Genomic DNA, 20,164 nt, shown 5'->3' with positions numbered 1-20,164 from the left:
ATAAATTGACTTCTTATCAGTGTTGCATATTTACACAAAAAAATAAAGCGGCGCTAAGCGCACCGCTCTATTTTGCATACTCTACTGCGCGAGTTTCTCGAATGACCGTCACTTTAATGTGACCAGGGTAATCGAGCTCGTCCTCAATCCGCTTACGAATATCCCTTGCTAGACGGTGAGCTTCAAGATCATTAATTGAATCCGGCTTCACCATAATACGCACTTCACGTCCAGCCTGTATCGCAAACGATTTTTCAACACCTTCATAAGATTCAGAGATATCTTCTAATTTCTCAAGTCTCCGAATGTAATTTTCAAGCGTCTCACTTCTTGCACCAGGGCGTGCTGCAGATAATGCATCTGCTGCTGCAACAAGAACAGCGATAATAGATGTTGGTTCTTGGTCACCGTGGTGAGAGGCAATACTGTTGATGACAACAGGATGCTCTTTATATTTCGTCGCAAGCTCAACGCCAATTTCTACGTGGCTTCCTTCTACTTCATGATCAATGGCTTTTCCAATGTCATGCAGAAGACCTGCTCGTTTTGCAAGCTTTGCATCTTCTCCAAGCTCTGAAGCCATGAGACCTGCAAGATGTGCAACCTCAATTGAATGCTTCAGGACATTTTGTCCATAACTTGTACGGAATTTTAAGCGACCGAGAATTTTGATGAGATCCGGATGCAGACCGTGAACTCCGACTTCGAATGTCGTTTGCTCACCCATCTCACGGATATAATCATCGACTTCACGGCGTGATTTTTCCACCATTTCTTCAATTCGTGCAGGATGAATGCGGCCATCCTGGACTAGCTTGTCCAGAGCTATCCTCGCTGTTTCACGTCTAATCGGATCAAAGCCCGATAGGATAACAGCTTCAGGTGTATCATCTATGATCAAGTCAATACCTGTTAACGTTTCTAACGTACGGATATTTCGTCCTTCACGTCCGATAATACGACCTTTCATCTCATCATTTGGAAGATTGACTACAGATACCGTCGTTTCAGCTACATGATCAGCTGCACAACGCTGTAACGCAAGTGAAAGAATGTTTTTCGCCTTTTTATCAGCCTCTTCTTTCGCTCGGTTTTCAGATTCTTTCGTCATGACTGCAATGTCGTGGGAAAGCTCATTTTCAACTTGATCCAGAATGATTTGTTTCGCTTCATCTCGAGTTAAACTTGAAATACGTTCCAACTCGGCTTTCTGCAAACGAATCATATCATCCACTTTGCTTTCCATCTCTTCAATATGTTGTTGTCGTTCATTCAGAGAATGATCTCTCTTCTCCAACAGGGACTCCCGTTTATCTAAAGATTCATCTTTGCGATCAAGATTTTCCTCTTTTTGAAGTAAACGGTTTTCTTGTCTTTGAAGCTCATTACGTCTTTCACGAACTTCTTGCTCCGCCTCTACTCGAAAGGAATGAATTTCATCTTTCGCTTCCAAGAGCGCTTCTTTCTTCAATGCTTCCGCATCACGCTTTGCATCCTCAACAATTTGTTCGGCCATGTTTCTTGCGCCGGATATTTTTGCTTCTGCAATGGTTTTACGAACAAAGTAGCCAACAACTAAACAGATTAGGCTCAGCAAAATGGAGATGATCGTAAACATCGTAGGCGACATATTTTCACCTCCTCTTGCTATGAACTTGGTTTTACAAATAAAGTGTCGGCATGTACATTGTTTTGAGTCTCAACATACAGGGCCTTCACAGGGAATGAGATCCTCACTGCCCTTGTCAAGTTTAAATTAGTTATCAATCATGTTAAGAAAAACAAGTGATACATTTCCATTGTAATTGTGTCGGAAATACTTGTCAAGCTAGTCAGACTGAGGCGTAAGTCGTTATTTCAAGCAAAGTCAGAACTTTTGACCTGCTAGCTGTCATGTAAATGTAAAAAAAAGACGCTTTTCAGCGTCTTTAGCATGTAGACAAACCCTCGCATTCGGTGTCAGGTCTGCGCTCCGGTGCTCACGAATGTTGAATTCGCTCCGCTCCGGTACTCACCCTTCCTAGACTTCAAAGGTTTTCTATCACGCTGAAAAGAAGACAAAGGGCTAAAATAAAGATCATTTTAGCCCTTGTCAACCATCTAAGACGCTTTTCAGCGTCCTTTAGTCTTTAAATTTCCAATTCCTCTTGACCTTCTTCTTCTTCAGCTGCTTTCACTCCGTTTGTATCCAAACCGTAGTGCTCTCTAATTTGTTCTTGAATCATGAGAAGAATATCTTTGTTTTCTTTAAGGAACTGTTTCGCATTTTCACGGCCTTGTCCAAGACGTTCCTCTTGGTAAGAATACCAAGCACCGCTCTTTTGTACGATATCTAGTTCGCTTCCAAGGTCGATGATTTCTCCCTCTTTTGAGATTCCTTCACCGTACATAATGTCTACTTCTGCAATACGGAATGGCGGTGCTACTTTGTTTTTCACTACTTTAATTCTCGTTTTATTCCCCATAATGTCATTGCCCTGCTTCAGCTGTTCAGCACGGCGCACTTCTAAACGAACAGATGAATAGAACTTCAGCGCACGTCCACCTGGCGTTGTTTCAGGGTTACCGAACATGACCCCAACTTTTTCACGAATTTGGTTAATAAAGATGGCAATGGTTTTTGATTTATTAATGGCACCAGATAGTTTACGAAGTGCTTGGGACATCAAGCGTGCTTGTAGACCAACGTGTGAATCACCCATGTCTCCTTCAATCTCTGCTTTTGGTACAAGAGCAGCTACTGAGTCAATAACAACAATATCAACTGCACCACTACGGACAAGAGCTTCTGCAATTTCAAGTGCTTGTTCTCCTGTATCAGGCTGAGAAAGTAACAGCTCATCAATATTGACACCTAGTTTTTGAGCGTAAACTGGATCGAGCGCATGCTCTGCATCGATAAATGCAGCTTGTCCTCCCTGCTGCTGAACCTCAGCAATGGCATGAAGTGCTACTGTCGTTTTACCAGAACTCTCTGGACCATATACTTCAATAATACGACCGCGAGGATATCCACCTATTCCTAGTGCAGTATCAAGTGCTAACGAACCACTCGGTACTGTTGAAATACGTGTATCTGTTTGCTCTCCTAGTTTCATAATAGAGCCTTTACCAAACTGCTTTTCTATTTGTTTAAGAGCCATATCTAAGGCTGCTTGACGATCACTCATTCTATTGTTTCCTCCTTTATCAATTCCACTATCTCTACTATACCTTGTTTTACGTCATTTGCCAAGAAAAAAACGAACACATATTCGATTTTTTCTTGGCAGATTTTTAAGAAAAGAGTGATTTCTAGTAGAAAAAACACTCTTTTATAAAGGAGTAAACCTAACAAAAAACAAAATTAACTTTCTTTTAATAAATTGAGCAAGTGATGCAGACCGTATTTCACAGCGCGCTTGCGAATGCCCGACCGGCTTCCTGTAAACATCCATTCAAACACGTCAGTATGGTCTTTCGTAGATAGCCCGATGAACACTTTCCCGACAGGCTGTCCCTCGTGGGTATCAGGGCCTGCTACACCCGTAAAGCTAATGCCAATATCACTTCCCGTAAGCTTTCTAGCACCTTCAGCAAGCTCTAAAGCACACTCTTTGCTGACAGCACCATGAGAAGACAATGTTTCTTCCCGGCAGCCAAGCACCTGCTGTTTGACTTTGTTTGTATAACAAACGATACTGCCGCTTAAAATCGACGATGCACCTTCAAGATCTGTCAGCCATTCAGAAAACATTCCGCCTGTCAGGCTCTCAGCCGCTGCCACTGTTTTCCCGTGTTCGTGCAAGGCTTTTGAAGCTTCACGGACAAGTGAGGTATCACCATAACCGTAGAAGTACTCTCCTACCCGTGCTAAAATTTTCGCTTCTGTTTCTTTTAACAGACGCTCCGTTTCTTTTTCATCCTCATGCTTGGCCGTGAGCCTAAGTGTTACTTCACCGTCAGATGCGAGAGGTGCAATCGTTGGGTTTGTTTGAGCATCAATTAAATCTTCTAGGTCTGTTTCAAGCTGTGATTCACCGATTCCGAAGAAGCGAAGAACAACAGACACGATTTTTTCCTTTAAACCCAGTTTCTCAGATATCAGCGGTTTCGCCTCGTTCTCAAACATCGGATGCAGTTCACTTGGCGGGCCAGGAAGCAGCATATAAAACGTATCGTTTTCTTGAATAAACATACCTGGGGCCATCCCAAACCGGTTCACAAGCACATCAGAACCTTCTAGAACGAGCGCCTGCTTCCGGTTATTCGGTGACATGTCTCGTCCAGTCTTTCGAAAGTATTCTTGAATGGATTCAAACGCTTCTTCATTTAGCACGAGCTCTTTTCCGAGCGTACTCGCAATGGTTTCTTTTGTTAAATCATCTTTCGTTGGTCCAAGACCACCTGAGAAGATAATAAAATTCGATCTTTCCTGCGCCACTTGAATGGCGCTTTTTAAACGCTCTGGATTGTCACCAACTGCTGTATGGTAATAAACATTCACACCAATTTCAGCTAGCTGTTTGCTGATGAATTGTGCATTCGTATTCGTAATTTGCCCTAGCAAAAGTTCGGAACCGACTGCAATAATTTCTGCTTTTCTCTCTGACTTCAAAGCGTACACGTCCTTTTTAGTTAGAATTCTTTAAAGCTTCCCAGTTTTTCACAAAGTAATCCCAGCCTGACACAACAGTGAAGAACACTGCTACCCACATCGCAAGGTCACCAAACGGGAATGATACAAGTTCAAACGGAAGGTTATGCAAGAGAAGGGCTGAAATCGCAATGATTTGCGCCCATGTTTTCACTTTACCAAGCATATTAGCTGCTACCACTTCACCGCCTCCGGCTAGTACAAGCCTTAGACCAGTTACAGCAAATTCACGGCTAATGATCACAATCGCCATCCATGCCGGCGTGAGGTTGTACTGAACAAGTATAATTAAAGCAGCTGAAACAAGCAATTTATCTGCAAGCGGATCTAAAAATTTACCGAAATTTGTCACTAAGTTCAGTTTACGCGCATAGTACCCATCAATCCAGTCCGTTGTCGAAGCGACAATAAACAGGATTGCTCCAACAAGATGCGTCACTTCGATGCTGACGTGACCAAAACGCGCAACGCCCCAATCTAAAGGTGCAAGCATAATGATCATAAAAACAGGGATCAAGGCGATCCTAGAAAGAGTTATTTTATTCGGTAAGTTAAACATGAATTTCAATCCTCCAATAAGCCATTTTTTTATGTATATAATAGTAGGAACAAAAGAAAAGTCATCTACTTGCTTAAGATGACTTTTCCTTTCCTTTATTCACAATCACAATGTTTTGTGTCATGGTGTTCTTAGGGTCTAATTCGTACTTTAGCGTCTCGTCATTCACCTTAATATCAATTCCAGTCGCATTGCCTAGACGGATATCGACCTGAGAGAGCTCAGACAGGTCTGTTTTAAACGATTCACCATCTTTTAGTTCACCCATTTTCAGCACTTTTCCAGATTCGTCTCTGACGCGCAGCCATGAAGCTTTTGTAGCAGAAATGGTTAACTCCATCTCATCTGCGCCTGACGCTTCATACGTTGTCGTTGAGCCTTCTGTATTCGCTGCCTTCAAAGAGACCGTTTCATCGTCTTTGGATGAATCCTTTGATGCGTCATCTTTTTTAGATGATTTTTCTTGATCATCTGACGGAGCTTTTTCTTTTTTCTTTTGATCTTTTGCAAGAGATGAATCCTCAGATACTTCATACTTAGATTCTGACTTCTGAGGAGCCGTCTGGTTGTTCTTCTGTCCGCTATCATGATTGACCGCCTGCACGATGACATAAATGATCGCGATGACCACAAGGACGCCTCCAATAATCAAAATGGTCGGCAGCAGCTCAAGCACCTTCGAAGCAGGCTTTGGCAGCTCTCTTTGCGGCTTAATATTTGATAATTTATCAGATACTTCATCGTTATACGTGCTCGGCACATCTTTACGAAATTCTTCGAACAATTGTTCAGGATTTAGTCCAACGGCTTCGGCATATTGTTTAATAAACGCTCTGACGTAAAATTTACCTGGAATAATATCATAGTTTCCTTGTTCGATTGCTAGCAAGTAGCGCTTTTGGATTTTGGTCACCGTCTGAAGATCCTCCAGCGACATCCCTTTTTCCTCTCTGGCCTCAATGAGCCGTTTTCCCAATTCAGTCAAAACAAACACCTACCATTACCATATTAAAAATCGAAGCCAGAAAAACCAGAATGATCAAACACTTGTGGTTCTTCAGCGTGTTCATATGTAATCTCTTCGTCTGCACTATTACGCAATTCAATGATATAGTCGAAATCATCCATTGTATATTCTGAATTTTGAATAAAGATGTCTGGATGCTCAACTACTTTTGTTGCCGGCAGTCTCATAATTTCTCTTAAAAGCTGCAAGTGCTTCTCAGAACCTCTTCGCGTCGACACAATCCCATCAATAATAAAGACGTTATCTGGGCTGTATTCATCCGCAATCAGCTGACTTCGGATCGTCTGTTTCAAAAGAGTGGACGATACAAAAAGCCATCTCTTGCTGGCACATACACTTGAGGCCACAATTGATTCTGTTTTTCCGACACGCGGCATCCCGCGAATCCCAATCAATTTATGTCCTTCTTTTTTAAATAGTTCTGCCATAAAATCAACAAGAAGACCAAGCTCGTCCCTTTCAAAGCGGAACGTCTTTTTGTCATCTGCATCACGCTGAATATATCTGCCGTGACGAACCGCTAAGCGGTCACGAAGTTTTGGCTGTCTTAATTTCGTTACTTTTATCGTTTCCATTGTATTTAAAATTGATTCAAGGCGCTTAATTTGATCTGTATGGTCACAGCGCAGAAGCATTCCGCGTCTTGATACATCAACACCATTAATTGTCACAATATTAATTGAAAGCATCCCCATTAGAGATGAAATGTCTCCTAAAAGTCCGGGACGGTTTACCTGTATCTCATATTCAAAATACCATTCGAGCTTTGCCAAATGATATTACCCCCTTCATTGTGGCAAATTTTTACCTTCCTATATCATAAAGCATTTTCACATTTTTAGAAAGCACAATGTTGTGAAACAGTTAAAATAAAAAGAGAGGCACAAACGACCCCTCTTTTTGTTTAGTGCGAGCTATTATTTTCAACCAATTTGACCATCATATTGGCAATTGCGCGCTGCTCATCTTCTGATGCAACGCTCCAAAGGTCAGCAAGTACTCTTTCTTGCTCATTCTTTGCTTCAACTTCGTTAGCTAAATATCCGCCAATTTCATACGCAAGGTTATTGATGGTATCATCTTTTAAGCCTTTATCCTGCGCATGATTTAAACGGTCACCTAAAAAGTTTTTCCAATGGTCCCAGTTCTCAAGTACTGACATGTCGATTCCTCCATTCGAAAAGATGAATTACAGCCATAGCTTTTGTCATGGAGTGACGAATTATACACGTTTTTTAACAGTACCAGCCGCCATTAACGGATAAAACTTGACCTGTCATATAACTTGACTGCTTTGAGGCGAGAAACCAAATGACATCAGCAATCTCCTCAGGTGATGCAAGCCGGCCAAGCGGGATTTCTTCCTCCAGCATGTCAATATCTTCTTGTGTGAAGCTTTTCATCATGTCTGTATGGACGGCACCTGGTGAAACAGCATTTGCTCTAATTCCACTTGGGGCAAGCTCTTTTGCCAGACCTTTAATAAACGCATTTTGCGCGCCCTTCACCATGCTGTACAGCACTTCACACGATGCCCCTGTTTCTCCCCATATCGAGCTTACCGCAACAATATGACCTGCTTTTTTTTGAATCATGGCTGGCAATAGGTGTTGGGTGAGCTCATATGGACTTGTGACATGAAGCTGCACCATACTGGCTAATACGTCTTTTTCTGTATCTGTCACTAATCCGACATGACTCTTACCGCTATTTAATACAAGAATATCTGGAGATACGGGCAGACGGCTGACGAGCTCATCTGCTCCGCCCGTTTTAGCTAAATCCGCTTGAACGACATGCGTCTGAATATGACATGTTTCTTCCAGGTGAGCGGCAAGCTGCACGGCTGCTTGTTCATTTTTGTGATAATGGAGCATCACGTGGCAGCCTTCCTGGGCAAGCCTTTTGGCTGCAGCCTGCCCAATCCCGCCACTGGCACCTGTTATCAGCGCCCAACGACTCATCACATGGATTCCTACTTTCTATTTAAAATATCTATTCTTTCCGTTTAAATGGGAACCAGTTCGCTGATCCGAACAATTTCACCATCACAGGTACGAACAATGGTAGCACAACGAGTGCGTACAGCAAAAGCCCTGTGAGGACAAGTGTTGCAATCTGCAAGAGAGACAGCACTCCTGAAGGAAGCATGGCTGCAAATGTTCCTGCCAAAATAACAGCAGCAGACATAATGACAGAGCCCATATTCTTCATTGATTCGGTCATCGCAAACTGAATGTCTTTTGTTTTGTATTCATTGAACCGCTCCATTAAGAAAATCGAATAATCGACTCCGAGCGCCATTAATATGACAAATCCAAAGAATGGAACCGCCCAGTTAATGCCTGGATATCCAAAGAAATGGGTGAAAATAAATTCTGTGACACCAATCGCGGTGAAGTACGTCAAAATCAGCGATCCAACTAAGTAAAGCGGCATAACGAGAGAACGGAACAGAATCACGAGTATTAGGAAAATACCGATCATCATGTAAAGAACCGTTTTATTGAAGTCTTGGTCTGACAGCTGTTTTAAATCAGCGTTCATACTTGATACACCAGATACGCCAAATGAAACATCTTTTAAATTTGTTTCAGGAAGTGCATGTTTTACCGAAGCTTCTACTTGTTTAATCGTTTTCATGGCGTCGTTCCCATATGGATTGTTTTCTAAAATGACGTCAATCTTTGTCATCTTGCGGTCATCCGACATATAGGAATCGAACACTTGCTTGAATGCTTTATTTTTCAGGACATCTTTTGGAATAAACCAACCGGCCATGTCTTGATCTGGTGCATTTTTCAGCTCATCTAAGTAGTCTCCTGCACCCATTAAGCCGTTTGAAATCTTCTCCAAGCCATCGACGCTTTTGTTCAGTCCATCTGTCAGTTTGGTTAGGTCATCACCAAAGCCGCCAATCTTTTCTTTCATTTGTTTTTGACCATCAATCACTTGCACGGCACCATTTGCAAGCTTTGGCATATTATCAGCTATTTGCCCTTGACCTTTAGACGTTTTATCCAATCCTGTTTCAATTGCATCTAAGCCAGCAATGAGTTCATCGATTTGACTCGTCAAAACTTTTTGCTGCTCTGAAGCTTTTGCGATGAAGGCATCCGCTGCTTCAAGCTGTTTTCTAGCTTCTTTCGCTTGTTTGGCATAGCTGTCTGCCTGCTTCGCCACTTCTTGCAAGGTCGTAGAAAGTTCATTATATGAAGCTTTGATGGCTTGATACGATTGATTTTCTTTCACCTGCGGAATTTGTTTTTCAAGTGTACTAAATTGTTTATTTGCTTGTGTGATTAATGCTTTTACATCTGCTGCGGCAGAGGATGACGTATCCACCTGCGCCAATGCTGCTTTTAATTCTTTGGAGATGCTTTTATACAGCGACACTTGCTGATTCACTTGTGCGACTTGAGCCGTTAATTCCTTTTTCGCACCTTTAATTTTCTCTTTAATCTGTGCAACACCGTTTTTGTTTTGATCGATTCCGCTTTGTAAATCTCTTAACGACTTTTCGACGTTTTGAATGCCTGTTTGCACTGATTCTGTACCAGAAATCAATTTGTTAATGCCTTTTCCAGATGATTTGATTTGCGGCGTTTGATCCTCAATGGATTGACTCATTGTCGTCAGTGCATCTTGGATCTTTTTCAACCCTTCATTACTTTTATCAAGCCCGCTATTTAGCTCTTTGGCTTGAGATTTCACGTAAAGATCATTCAGTCCTTTACCAACAGGACGTGTGGCACTTCTCACTTTACTCACGCCATCTGTTTGTTCGATCGCGCGGCTGAGTTTTTCAATAGCAATCAGGCCTTTGTTATTGTCTAAAAGATCAGATGATTTTACCACAACTGTTGCTGGAAGGGCTTCACCTGGTCCAAATTTGTCAGAGATGGTATTGAACGCATTGACGGATTCGTATTTATTGCCGATTTCATCAAGGTTGTTATATGAAAGTGTCCCTTTATACACGAGAATCGGCGGAAGGGTAATGATTGCAACGATTAGCAAGCTGAAAAGTGGTTTCTTAAATGAAAAACGACCTGCTGTTTCCCACATTTTCGATTGCGGGTGGGCAATATCTCCTTTAATCGGCCAGAATAACACTTTTCCTAAAACCGCCATAAAGAATGGAACGACCGTGAGGAGTGCCGCAATTAACACGGCGACACCAACTGCCACTGCTACAGCTGATTTATACAGTTGGAATTGGGCTAAACCGATACACGTAAAACCAATGAGGACAGCAATTCCGCTGAATAAAACGGTTTTACCTGCCGTCTTATATGTTGTAATAATGGCCTCAATCTTATCTTTTCCATGAGATAGTTCTTCTTTAAACCGGCTTAGCAATAAGATGCAGTAGTCGGTACCAATCCCAAACATGATGGCGACCATAAAAATTTGGGTAAAGGTCGAGAGCGGAAAATCAACATACTTTACTAGGTAAGCCACAATCGATTGGCTGATTAAATAAGAAAGCGCCACTGCCACTAAAGGAACGAATGGTGCTACTGCCGATCTGAAGACAAGCACAAGAACAATTAAAATAAACCCAATTGTAATGAATTCCGTTTTTTTCAGACCTTCTTGCGAGCTTGTGATGACATCATCGTCGATCAGCGGCTGCCCTGTCATTTCAAATGTTAGGTTCAGACTCTTTAGCTTTTCATTGACTCTTTCTTTAAAATCGGATGCTTTGATTTTGTTCGAGTCGTATGTAACTGGAACAAGAAGTGTTGTTTGATCTTTAGAGAGCATCTGTTTTTTGATATCTTTGTTTGCATCAAAATAAGAAGTGATGTCTTCCACATGGAGGTCTTGATCCTTTTCTAATATCTCCATCGCTTTCTTTAAAGAGGTTTCTCTTTCTTTAACGATATCCTTGCCTTGGAAGACTATGACGATCGATTTCTCCGTATCCCCATTTTTAGACATGTTCTTTAATAATTGATCGGCGTAGGAAGAAGGATAACCATCAGGAACAGAAATTTGCCCTTTTTCTTTAGTTAATTGCGCCATATTAGGAGCGGTGATGAGTAATACTGCCGCTAGTACGACCCAGAGGATCGTGATCAGCCATCTACCTTTTATGATTGCTCTCATTACTATGTTGTGCCTCCTCTTCGATGATAATTTGATAAATCTTTTCATATGTTTGAATAAATGATTCAATTTCCTTTTCATCAAACTTTTCTAAATATGACCGAACAAGATCCTGAAGCTGCTTCTCCATTCGGCTGACCACGTCTTTTCCTTCGGGCGTCACATAGAGATGAACGTTTCTTCGATCAGCTTGATCATGCTCTCGATAAATATAATCTTTATTAAAAAGACGATTGGTCATGGATGTCACAGCACTTTTATTGACATTACATTCGATGGCAAGGTCTGTTGATGTACATCCTGGGTGTAAGTTGATGTATCGAAGCGAGTAATATTGATCAAGTGTCAGTTCTTTATCCAGCTTTTCCGTGATCATACTCGATACTTTTTTCTCCATCATGAGATAGACGTCCGCATATCTCTGGATGAGCTGTGCAATTTTATTTTGTACCATATGCTGCTCCTTTAGTTTGATTGTTTAACTATTAAAGAGTTTAACTAATTGCCAAAACAATTGTCAATCAATACCCTCACATATAAATCGCTTTCTTTCGTTGGACACAAAAAAGACAAACTCTTATACGTGGAGTTTGTCTTTTTTTCATTTTACTTTGTTTTCGGGACAACTTTGAAAACGGACATCCGTTCTTCATCAATTTCTTCTTCTAAAATTTGCTGAATGTCGGTTAATTGGATCTGTTCCAGCATAGTCACGACATCAAATAAGCTCATGTCTAAAAATGCATATCGAGTGAATTGGTTCGCAATGTATTCAGGAGAATTCATGGCTTTTAAAAAGCTGCCGATTTTCTTCTTGCGCGCGAGCTCAATTTTCTCTTCTGAGATTAAGCTCTTTGCTTGAAGAAGGGTTTCTTTTAATACTTTCGCCAGTTGATCAGGATCATTTGTGTCTCCGCCAACTGATGTGAAGCCAAAGCCGCCTTCTTCCGTATAATCGTAGCTGAAGGTCTCATCAATTAAGCCTTTTTCATACATCTGTTCATATTGTAAGGAGCTTTTACCAAACAATGTCTCTAAAATGAGATTCATTCCGAGCTCATGTTTTAACAGTTCATTGCCTTTTTTATGAGGATTCTTTGTTTTTAATCCAAACATACATTTCGAGCCTTGTACGTTCATTGGAAGTTCGTATTCTTTTCGGTACACACCTTCAGGCTCATTGATGTCTTTTCGTTTGATCTCTGGCTGGTCTGTAAATGGCTTTTTCGCCTGATCCGCTCGAACTTGATCTAATATTTGCTTCGGATCAACGGGACCGACAACAAATAGAAGCATATTGCTTGGGTGATAGAACGTTTCATAGCATTCATACAAATGATCTTTTGTAATCGGAGCGATGCTTTCTACTGTTCCAGCTATATCAATTCTCACAGGATGCTCTTGATATAGATTTTCAATCAGACCAAAGAATAAACGCCAGTCGGGATTGTCATCATACATGTTAATCTCTTGACCAATGATTCCCTTTTCTTTTTCGACCGTTTTTTCAGTAAAATAAGGTTCTTGCACAAAATCAATGAGTGTCTCAAGGTTTTGTTCAACATTTGAGGTGCTTGAGAATAAGTAAGCTGTTCTCGTAAATGTCGTAAAAGCATTTGCGGATGCTCCTTGTTTACTAAATGTATGAAATACGTCTCCATCTTCTTTTTCAAACAGTTTATGCTCTAAGAAATGGGCAATTCCATCAGGCACTCGGATCATGTCTTCTTTGCCAAGCGGCACAAATTCATTATCGACAGAGCCGTATTTTGTTGTAAAGGTTGCATAGGTTTTGTTAAACCCTTGCTTTGGGAGCACATAGACGTCAAGTCCGCTCTCCATTTTTTCATGATAGACCGTTTCTTGGAGCTGGTCGAATTGAATTGTTTTCACTGTCACTGTCATGAAGCACCCTCCGTTCCTTTAAGAAAATAGGTCGTATCCCATTCGATTTTCTGACCCACTTTGATGATGTCCTCTTTTGTCACTCGGTCAAGTGCTTCTAAAAAGGAATCAAGCGTTTCCCCTGTTGGCACAACGGCATGCTGATACAGGTATTCTGCTGTCCCATAAGATGTATCGATCGTTTCAAGCAGCTGATTTTTGACGACAGCTTTAGTTTGGTCAATCGCTTCATCTGAAAAATCACCTTTTTGCATCGCTTCAAATTGTTCTTTAATGATGTCTACTGCCTGCTGATAGTTGCCGACTTCAATCCCTGACATGACCATCATCAAGCCTTTAAAGCTCTCAAGTCTAGACACAGCATAGTACGCAAGACTTGCTTTTTCCCGAACATTGATGAATAGCTTCGAATGCGAGAAGCCACCGAATATGCCATTAAACAAATGCAAAGCCGGATAATCATCATCTGCAATCGTCGTATGCGTGCGAAAGCCGATATTCAGCTTGCCTTGTTTCACATCCTCTTCGTCGATGACTTCTTTTGCTTCTCTTTGCGTGCTTGCCGATTCAGCATGTTGTTTGACCGGTTCTCTATCACTTGTTTTGAAGTATTGAGAGACCATTCGGCTGATGTCTTGTTCGTCTACATCTCCCACAACATAAAGATCAAGCTGATTTGTTTGAAGCGCATGCTGATATGCTTCAAACAGCGAATGAGCTGTGATCGTTTCGATATCTTCCATTTCTCCATTAACGTGCAGCGCATACGGTTCACCTTTGCACATTTCCTGTACAAGCCTTAAGTTCGAGTAACGCATTTTATCATCATACACTGCTTGAATTCGCTGTTTTAAAGTGCGCTTTTCTTGATCTACATATAATTGACTAAAGGCTCCATCTTCAACATACGGATGGAATAGTAGATCAGATAGTAAGGCGATCCCTTTTTCTAGTAAAGGGGTTTGATCCTTTAAATATTTTTCATTCGCCATTTCCAGGCGGAAGGTAATGATGTGATTCTCCCCTTTTTTCGTCATGTCTGCCGAAACAGTTGCACCATAAAGCTCATCAAAATAAGCACGTAATTCTCCTGTTTTCGGCATTTTCTCTGTTCCTCTTAACAGCACATGCGGGAAAAGTGAACGCATGGTGACGTCATCTTTCGATAGAGACGCAAGCATTTTAAAAAGGATTGTGACCGTTTTAAATTTTTCTGTTTTGACAATATGAGTATGAAGACCAGGTGTGTCTAGTGTCTTCTCTTGTAAGTACGTCATGAGAAACCTCCTTTGTTCATCCTATTTATTATGTATTAGAACATAGCTGATATATACGTAAAACAGCCATTTAATAGACATTATATCAATCAGAGGAAAGGATAGGAAATAAAAACGCCTCTGCTATCAGCAGAGACGCCGGCCGTTATTTCATTCTAAAAGGCCACCAATTCCATTTACCGAAAATACGAACCATAACTGGGATAAAGAGCGGTAATACAACAAAAGCATATAATAAAAGCCCAATGAGTATGACCGTTGCAATTTCAACAAGTGATAATACACCGGATGGCAGCATAGCGGCAAAGGTCCCCGCTAATATCGCGACTGCTGAAATAATGACAGAACCCATATTTCTCATCGCTGATATCATGGATGCTTGCACATGTTCTCCCTTCCATTCATTAAAGCGATCCATTAGGAAGATCGAATAATCAATACCAAGGGTGACAAGAATGACAAAGCTGAAAAATGGAACAGCCCAACTGAGACCGTCGTAGCCAAAAAATGTTTTAAAGATCCATTCTGTTAAACCGACGGATGTAAAATACGTTAAAATGAGTGAAAGTGTTAAGTATATCGGCATGACGATTGACCGTAATAATATAATTAAAATGATAAAGATGCCAACTAACATGAAAATGACCGTTCGAATAAAGTCACCGTCAGATGTTTCTTTTAAATCTACATTTAAACTTGAGATACCAGACACACCGTAATTTGCATTCTTTAACCCGCTGACAGGTAAATATTGATCAAGGGTTTCCTCAATTTTTGCAACGCCTTTCATCGCCTCATTGCTGTATGGATTCACATTTAAAATAACTTCTAAGGTTGTTAATTTACGATCTGGAGACATATACGTTTGAAAGATTTGTTTAAATTCATGGCGTTTCAGCACTTCTTCTGGAATAAACCAGCCCGTTATTTCTTCATCTGGCGCTTGCTGAAGCTGCTTTAAATAGCCGTCCGCCTCTGTGAAGCCGCTTTTGACCTGCTCAAGCCCTTCAATGCTTTCACCTAATCCATCTGTTAATAATGTCAGTTTTGATGAAAGCTGGTTAAATCCTTTTTTGATGGCTTTTTGTCCGCCTGTCAGTTGATCTGCGCCGTCTTCAATTTTAGGCATTTCTTTGATCAATTGTTTTTGTCCTTCATTTGTTTGATCAAGACCGGCATAAATTTGGTCCAGCCCCTCCATGAGCGCTCGCACTTGATGTTTTACTTCTTTTTGCTTGCTTGAAAAGCTTTGAATCACTGAATCTGCTTTTTTGATCTTTTCTTTAAACAGAGAGGCTTCCTCTTCATACAGACTCATTTGATCCGCTGCTTGATCAAGCATTCCTTTTGTGTCTTTGAATACTTCCTTGATTTCTTTATATTCATCCATATCTTTTACTTCAGGAAGCCGTTTTTCAAGTGCTTCAAACGATACACTTTCATACGAACTTTTTACTTTTTTAATGGTGGTTATCAGCTGCTGATTTGATTTCGCATGACGTTCTAGCGTACTCACCATTCGTTTAAGCTCTTGAATCATCGCTTCACTGCTGCGATATTCTTGCTCTAATTCCTTTTTTGCTTTTTTGATTTTACTTCGGATGGTCCCGACACCATCTTTACTGCGCCTCACCCCATCTTCTAAAGAGATCAGGGACTCCCTTACTTCTCCAATGCCGCTTTTGATCGCTTTTGTTCCATCAATCAGCTGGTCAATGCCTTTAGCGGATTCTTGAATTTTTGGTTTTTGTTTAAGAAGGGCAAGATTTGTTTCGGTCAAACCATCTGAAATTTTTCCGATTCCTTCATGGCCTTTACCAAGTTCTCCTCCCAGCTCTTTTGCTTGAGAGGTGACGTAAAGCTGACTTAACCCATCACCAACAGGACGAGTGACACTGCGGACCGTCTTTACTTCGTCAATGTCATTTAATTTACGGGTTAGTTTTTCAATCATGACAATCTTTTCTTGGTTATCTAACTTGTTGTCACTTTCAACAAGTACATTCAGGGGCAGCGCTTCCCCAAAGCCAAATTGCTCTGATATCGTATTAAATGCAGACACTGATTCATACTTTGTGCCAATCTCATTTAAGCTGTTATAAGAAAGAGTCCCGTCGTACATCAAAATAGGGGGTACCGTAATGAGTGCAACTAAACCTAGGCTGATCAGTGGCCTTTTAAATGAAAAACGCCCAGCCCATTCCCACATTTTACTTTGCGGGTGGCGAATGTTTTCTCTTTTAGACGGCCAGAAAAGGGATTTTCCGAAAACAGACATAAAAAAGGGTACGATGGTGACAAGGGCGATCAGCAGGATGCCAACTCCTACAGCAACACTAACAGCTGATTGATACAATTGAAATTTGGCAAACCCAATGCTTGAGAAACCGACTAATACGGCTAAGCCACTGAAAAGGACCGTTTTCCCTGCACATTTATATGTGATGATAATCGACTCTTTGACATCACGACCTTGACCGATTTCTTCTTTAAAACGGCTTAACAGCAAAATACAATAATCTGTTCCTATACCGAACATAATCGCTACCATAAAAATCTGAGTGAAATTAGATAGAGGAAATTGCATATATTCTACTAGAAAAGCCACAATACAACGGCTGACGGCATAAGAAATGCCGATCGTAATGAGCGGAACAACAGGTGCCAAAATCGATCTGAAAACAATGATTAAAATAAAGAAAATAAAAATGATCGTGATAAGTTCAGTTTTCTTCAGACCTTGTTGAGAGCTTTGAATGACATCTGAATCCACAAATTTTTGTCCCGTCATTTCATATGAGACATGATAGGGCTTAAAAACTTTCTCAATTTGTTCTTTAATCTTCACAGCCTTTGTTTCGTAGTGGTCGAATTTGAATGGAACAAGAAGTGTACTTTTATCCTTTGATAAAAGTTGTTTTTGAATGTCCGGATCTACATGAAAATACGAAGTAATTCCGTCAATGTGGAGGTCTGGAGCATTTGTCATGAGTGCAGATAAAGCCTTTTTTAGTTCCTGCTCTTTCTTAGGGAACAGATGTTGTTCGGAGAATACAATGACACCCGTATCTTTTTTCCCGTTTTGATCTGTGAGCTTATCCAATAATTGAAGTGCCTCAGCTGTTGGTGTCCCCTCCGGAACCTTTAATTGCCCTTTTTCTCTTGTTAATTCCTCTAAATCGGGCGCAGTAATAAACAGAATTACAGCTGTTATCATCCACACCACTAATACAATCCATCTTGCTTTAATTATTTGCAACATAGCTGCTTCAAGCTCCTTCTAGTTCATCAATCAATTTGCTGTTTTTGAGCGTGTCTGAAGTGCTGACTGCGTCTCCTTCAACGTGCTAATGGCAGGATGACCTATTCAATTGTCTTTTCGTGTTGAAGAAACACACATTCATCATCACCACGCGAACTCAATTTCTGCCTAACAAAAGACAGAAAATGAATGTTTTTGAACACCTCCTGTTTGGAATAATTTAAAAGATATTACTATACATTAGTTTAACTATCAAAATTTTACATGTCAATTTATAAAAAAGAAAAAAGATGGCAAAATACCGTCTTTTTTCTAGATTAAACCGTTTTTAATTGTTCACTTTCATCCTCTTCATCTGGCTGGATGAAGAAGATGACCAAAAATAGAGAAATAAGACTGCAAATGGTCGAGAGGATAAAAACAATGGAGTCCCCTTTATCCATGAGATAAGCGTAAATCGGTGGCCCTAAAGCGACACCGATAAAACGCATACTGCTGTAAAACGACGTAATGGTTCCGCACTGCTCTTTTTCAATTCCTTCTGTGATCAGGGCATCTAGTGCAGGCAGTACAATACCGATGCCAACACCGCCAATGCTTAAGCAGATAAACAATACGTAAAAGCTGTGATTCCACCATAAAAACATATAAGAAAGTGATAACAAGGCCATTCCTACGATTAAAAAGATTCTCATTTTCCCTTTTTCTTCTCCAATCGTTTTCCCAGCAACGTATGAGCTGATGGATAGAAAAAGGAGCGGAATGCTAAGCAGGAGCCCTTTTTTGACACCCTTAATTTGATAAGCTGCCTCTAGGTTATCAGATAAGTAAAAAAGCACACCAAAAAGAAGAAACATAATAAAACCGCCAATTGCAAAAATGGCATACAGCCAGCGTCCCTCATGCTTAAATATGGTCTTTGTTGATTTTAAAAATTCTTTAAATGAAGGCGGGTCCTCCTCTTTTTCCGCGGACTCTACCATGAACAGTACCATGAGAAAGCTGATGATTGAGAAGAACGGAATAAACCAAAACGGCACAAACCAAAACCATGAAGCCAAAAGCGCCCCAATAATCGGGCTCAATACCTTTCCAGCTGTGTTAGAGGTTTCAATGGCGCCTAGTCCCGCACTGACTTCTTCATCATCATGAAACAAATCTCCAATAAACGGCATCACGACAGGTGCTGCCCCGGCTGACCCAACACCTTGTAGGACCCTGCCAAATAGAATCCACATGTACGGCTCTTTCATGATCGTTGAGGCAACTGCTGCCACAGCCCCTCCAAGTCCTGCGATTAACAGACACGGCAGGAGTACCTTTTTTCGCCCGATTCGGTCTGATAAATAGCCGGCGATCGGAATACATAAGATCGCGACAACGGAGTATACCGTAATAATGAGGGAGACTTGAAAGGAAGTAATGGAAAGTGTCTTTTCTATCTGTGGCAATACGGGAATGAGCATCGAGTTCCCAAGTGTCATGATTAAAGGCACTGATGATAATGCAATAATATTCTTTTTACTAACTGTTTTCTCGCCCAACATCATTCACCCAATTCTATATACTGTTACGTATTAGTGTGGCAAGTTTTACGGGTATTATGTATGGGCAAACAAAAAGCAACCGCTTATGAAAGCGACTGCTCGTTAAAATCGTTTACGTATCACATGAAAGCTGAATTTATCCGCTCGAAAATAATTTAGTGAGTATAAGACCGGCTGATCATCCTGATCATAGTGCATTTGTTTCAATAATAATAATGCTGTTTCAGGATCACATTCTAGTATCGGTGAAACCTGATCGTGGTAGCCGATTGGTTCAATGTCAGCAACTGCATATTTAATCCCGCTGTGTGGTTCTCTTCCAAACAGCTCAAAAAGAGACTCTTCTTCATGTGTAAAAGAAGAAGGAAGATGCTTAACCGGAATTTTATCTAAACAGTAAACCACTGGCTGTCCATCTGCCGTTCGAACGCGCTCCATTGAAAAAATCTCATCAGATTCATCACACTGAAAACGAATCACATCATTCTCTGTTGGCTCCCCTTCTTGGGAGGATAAAAAGATGGTACCAGGCGTCATATTGACCTGCTCTATCATTTTCGTGACACTTGCCAGCTGTTCTATGCCTGTTGAAAAGAGTGGTCTTGTGTTGACGAACGTACCCACACCATGCCTTCTAATTAAATATTTCTCTTCTTCTAATATACGAAGGGCTTCACGCAGTGTCGCTCTGCTTACGCCTAAAAGCTTTGAGAGCTCAAATTCAGAAGGCAGTTTCTCTTTTTCGGCATATACGCCTGTTTGTATATCTTCTTTAATACGGTCAATCACTTTCAAATATAAATGGCGATTGTCTGTTTTGGTCGACATGTTTTCCC

The 20,164-nt window shown here is 40.9% G+C and carries 15 protein-coding genes; all 15 read right to left on the bottom strand.

Annotation, left to right across the window (positions count from 1 at the left end):
- Window positions 1-67: 67 nt before the first annotated feature.
- On the bottom strand, window positions 68-1,630 hold the full coding sequence (gene rny / locus SB660_RS02450) for a ribonuclease Y (RefSeq protein ID WP_003211958.1): 1,563 nt from the start codon (window positions 1,628-1,630) through the stop codon (window positions 68-70).
- A gap of 499 nt (window positions 1,631-2,129) precedes the next feature.
- Window positions 2,130-3,170 carry a recombinase RecA gene (gene recA, locus SB660_RS02445; RefSeq protein WP_034662211.1) on the bottom strand — a complete coding sequence of 347 codons (1,041 nt, stop codon included), beginning with the start codon at window positions 3,168-3,170 and terminating at the stop codon, window positions 2,130-2,132.
- Between the two features lie 176 nt (window positions 3,171-3,346).
- Window positions 3,347-4,597, bottom strand: a complete 1,251-nt coding sequence (locus tag SB660_RS02440) for a competence/damage-inducible protein A (RefSeq protein ID WP_058013945.1) — start codon at window positions 4,595-4,597, stop codon at window positions 3,347-3,349.
- A gap of 16 nt (window positions 4,598-4,613) precedes the next feature.
- Entirely contained in the window at window positions 4,614-5,195 is a 582-nt protein-coding gene (pgsA, locus tag SB660_RS02435) for a CDP-diacylglycerol--glycerol-3-phosphate 3-phosphatidyltransferase (protein WP_012010018.1), read from the bottom strand.
- Window positions 5,196-5,268: 73 nt separating this feature from the next.
- The gene (locus SB660_RS02430) at window positions 5,269-6,180 is read right to left on the bottom strand and encodes a helix-turn-helix domain-containing protein (RefSeq protein ID WP_180308984.1); all 912 of its coding nucleotides are present in this window, start codon (window positions 6,178-6,180) and stop codon (window positions 5,269-5,271) included.
- 23 nt (window positions 6,181-6,203) lie between these two features.
- Window positions 6,204-6,995, bottom strand: coding sequence for a DUF3388 domain-containing protein (locus SB660_RS02425; RefSeq protein WP_003211480.1), 792 nt, complete (start codon window positions 6,993-6,995; stop codon window positions 6,204-6,206).
- 131 nt (window positions 6,996-7,126) lie between these two features.
- Window positions 7,127-7,384 carry a DUF3243 domain-containing protein gene (locus SB660_RS02420; protein ID WP_003211590.1) on the bottom strand — a complete coding sequence of 86 codons (258 nt, stop codon included), beginning with the start codon at window positions 7,382-7,384 and terminating at the stop codon, window positions 7,127-7,129.
- Window positions 7,385-7,457: 73 nt separating this feature from the next.
- Window positions 7,458-8,186, bottom strand: a complete 729-nt coding sequence (gene ymfI, locus SB660_RS02415) for an elongation factor P 5-aminopentanone reductase (protein ID WP_180308985.1) — start codon at window positions 8,184-8,186, stop codon at window positions 7,458-7,460.
- A 31-nt stretch (window positions 8,187-8,217) separates the two neighbouring features.
- Entirely contained in the window at window positions 8,218-11,337 is a 3,120-nt protein-coding gene (locus SB660_RS02410; RefSeq protein ID WP_410581164.1) for an MMPL family transporter, read from the bottom strand.
- The gene (locus SB660_RS02405; protein ID WP_144521483.1) at window positions 11,315-11,791 is read right to left on the bottom strand and encodes a MarR family winged helix-turn-helix transcriptional regulator; all 477 of its coding nucleotides are present in this window, start codon (window positions 11,789-11,791) and stop codon (window positions 11,315-11,317) included. Before SB660_RS02405 ends, SB660_RS02410 begins: the two co-directional genes overlap by 23 nt.
- Before the next feature lie 152 nt (window positions 11,792-11,943).
- Complete coding sequence (yfmH, locus tag SB660_RS02400) at window positions 11,944-13,242, bottom strand: EF-P 5-aminopentanol modification-associated protein YfmH (protein WP_410581161.1); 1,299 nt, start codon at window positions 13,240-13,242, stop codon at window positions 11,944-11,946.
- Entirely contained in the window at window positions 13,239-14,519 is a 1,281-nt protein-coding gene (yfmF, locus tag SB660_RS02395) for an EF-P 5-aminopentanol modification-associated protein YfmF (RefSeq protein ID WP_410581159.1), read from the bottom strand. The genes yfmH and yfmF overlap by 4 nt, the downstream gene beginning before the upstream one ends.
- Before the next feature lie 145 nt (window positions 14,520-14,664).
- Window positions 14,665-17,781, bottom strand: a complete 3,117-nt coding sequence (locus SB660_RS02390; RefSeq protein ID WP_410581157.1) for an MMPL family transporter — start codon at window positions 17,779-17,781, stop codon at window positions 14,665-14,667.
- Between the two features lie 317 nt (window positions 17,782-18,098).
- Window positions 18,099-19,328, bottom strand: coding sequence for a bacillibactin exporter BcbE (gene bcbE / locus SB660_RS02385; RefSeq protein ID WP_235567029.1), 1,230 nt, complete (start codon window positions 19,326-19,328; stop codon window positions 18,099-18,101).
- Window positions 19,329-19,430: 102 nt separating this feature from the next.
- Window positions 19,431-20,156, bottom strand: a complete 726-nt coding sequence (locus tag SB660_RS02380) for a GntR family transcriptional regulator (protein ID WP_180308991.1) — start codon at window positions 20,154-20,156, stop codon at window positions 19,431-19,433.
- Between the last annotated feature and the right edge of the window lie 8 nt (window positions 20,157-20,164).

The sequence above is a fragment of the Bacillus sp. SIMBA_005 genome, from assembly GCF_046535585.1.
GTDB lineage: Bacteria > Bacillota > Bacilli > Bacillales > Bacillaceae > Bacillus > Bacillus pumilus.
The sequence above is the reverse complement of the archived record's forward strand: the minus strand, read 5'-3'. Positions and strand labels throughout refer to the sequence as shown.

Coding starts and splice junctions, on each gene's coding strand:
- yfmF (WP_410581159.1), bottom strand. CDS start 14,519: ATGACGTACTTACAAGAGAAGACACTAGACACACCTGGTCTTCATACT.
- SB660_RS02405 (WP_144521483.1), bottom strand. CDS start 11,791: ATGGTACAAAATAAAATTGCACAGCTCATCCAGAGATATGCGGACGTC.
- bcbE (WP_235567029.1), bottom strand. CDS start 19,328: ATGTTGGGCGAGAAAACAGTTAGTAAAAAGAATATTATTGCATTATCA.
- SB660_RS02410 (WP_410581164.1), bottom strand. CDS start 11,337: ATGAGAGCAATCATAAAAGGTAGATGGCTGATCACGATCCTCTGGGTC.
- SB660_RS02390 (WP_410581157.1), bottom strand. CDS start 17,781: ATGTTGCAAATAATTAAAGCAAGATGGATTGTATTAGTGGTGTGGATG.
- ymfI (WP_180308985.1), bottom strand. CDS start 8,186: ATGAGTCGTTGGGCGCTGATAACAGGTGCCAGTGGCGGGATTGGGCAG.
- pgsA (WP_012010018.1), bottom strand. CDS start 5,195: ATGTTTAACTTACCGAATAAAATAACTCTTTCTAGGATCGCCTTGATC.
- yfmH (WP_410581161.1), bottom strand. CDS start 13,242: ATGACAGTGACAGTGAAAACAATTCAATTCGACCAGCTCCAAGAAACG.
- recA (WP_034662211.1), bottom strand. CDS start 3,170: ATGAGTGATCGTCAAGCAGCCTTAGATATGGCTCTTAAACAAATAGAA.
- rny (WP_003211958.1), bottom strand. CDS start 1,630: ATGTCGCCTACGATGTTTACGATCATCTCCATTTTGCTGAGCCTAATC.
- SB660_RS02380 (WP_180308991.1), bottom strand. CDS start 20,156: ATGTCGACCAAAACAGACAATCGCCATTTATATTTGAAAGTGATTGAC.
- SB660_RS02420 (WP_003211590.1), bottom strand. CDS start 7,384: ATGTCAGTACTTGAGAACTGGGACCATTGGAAAAACTTTTTAGGTGAC.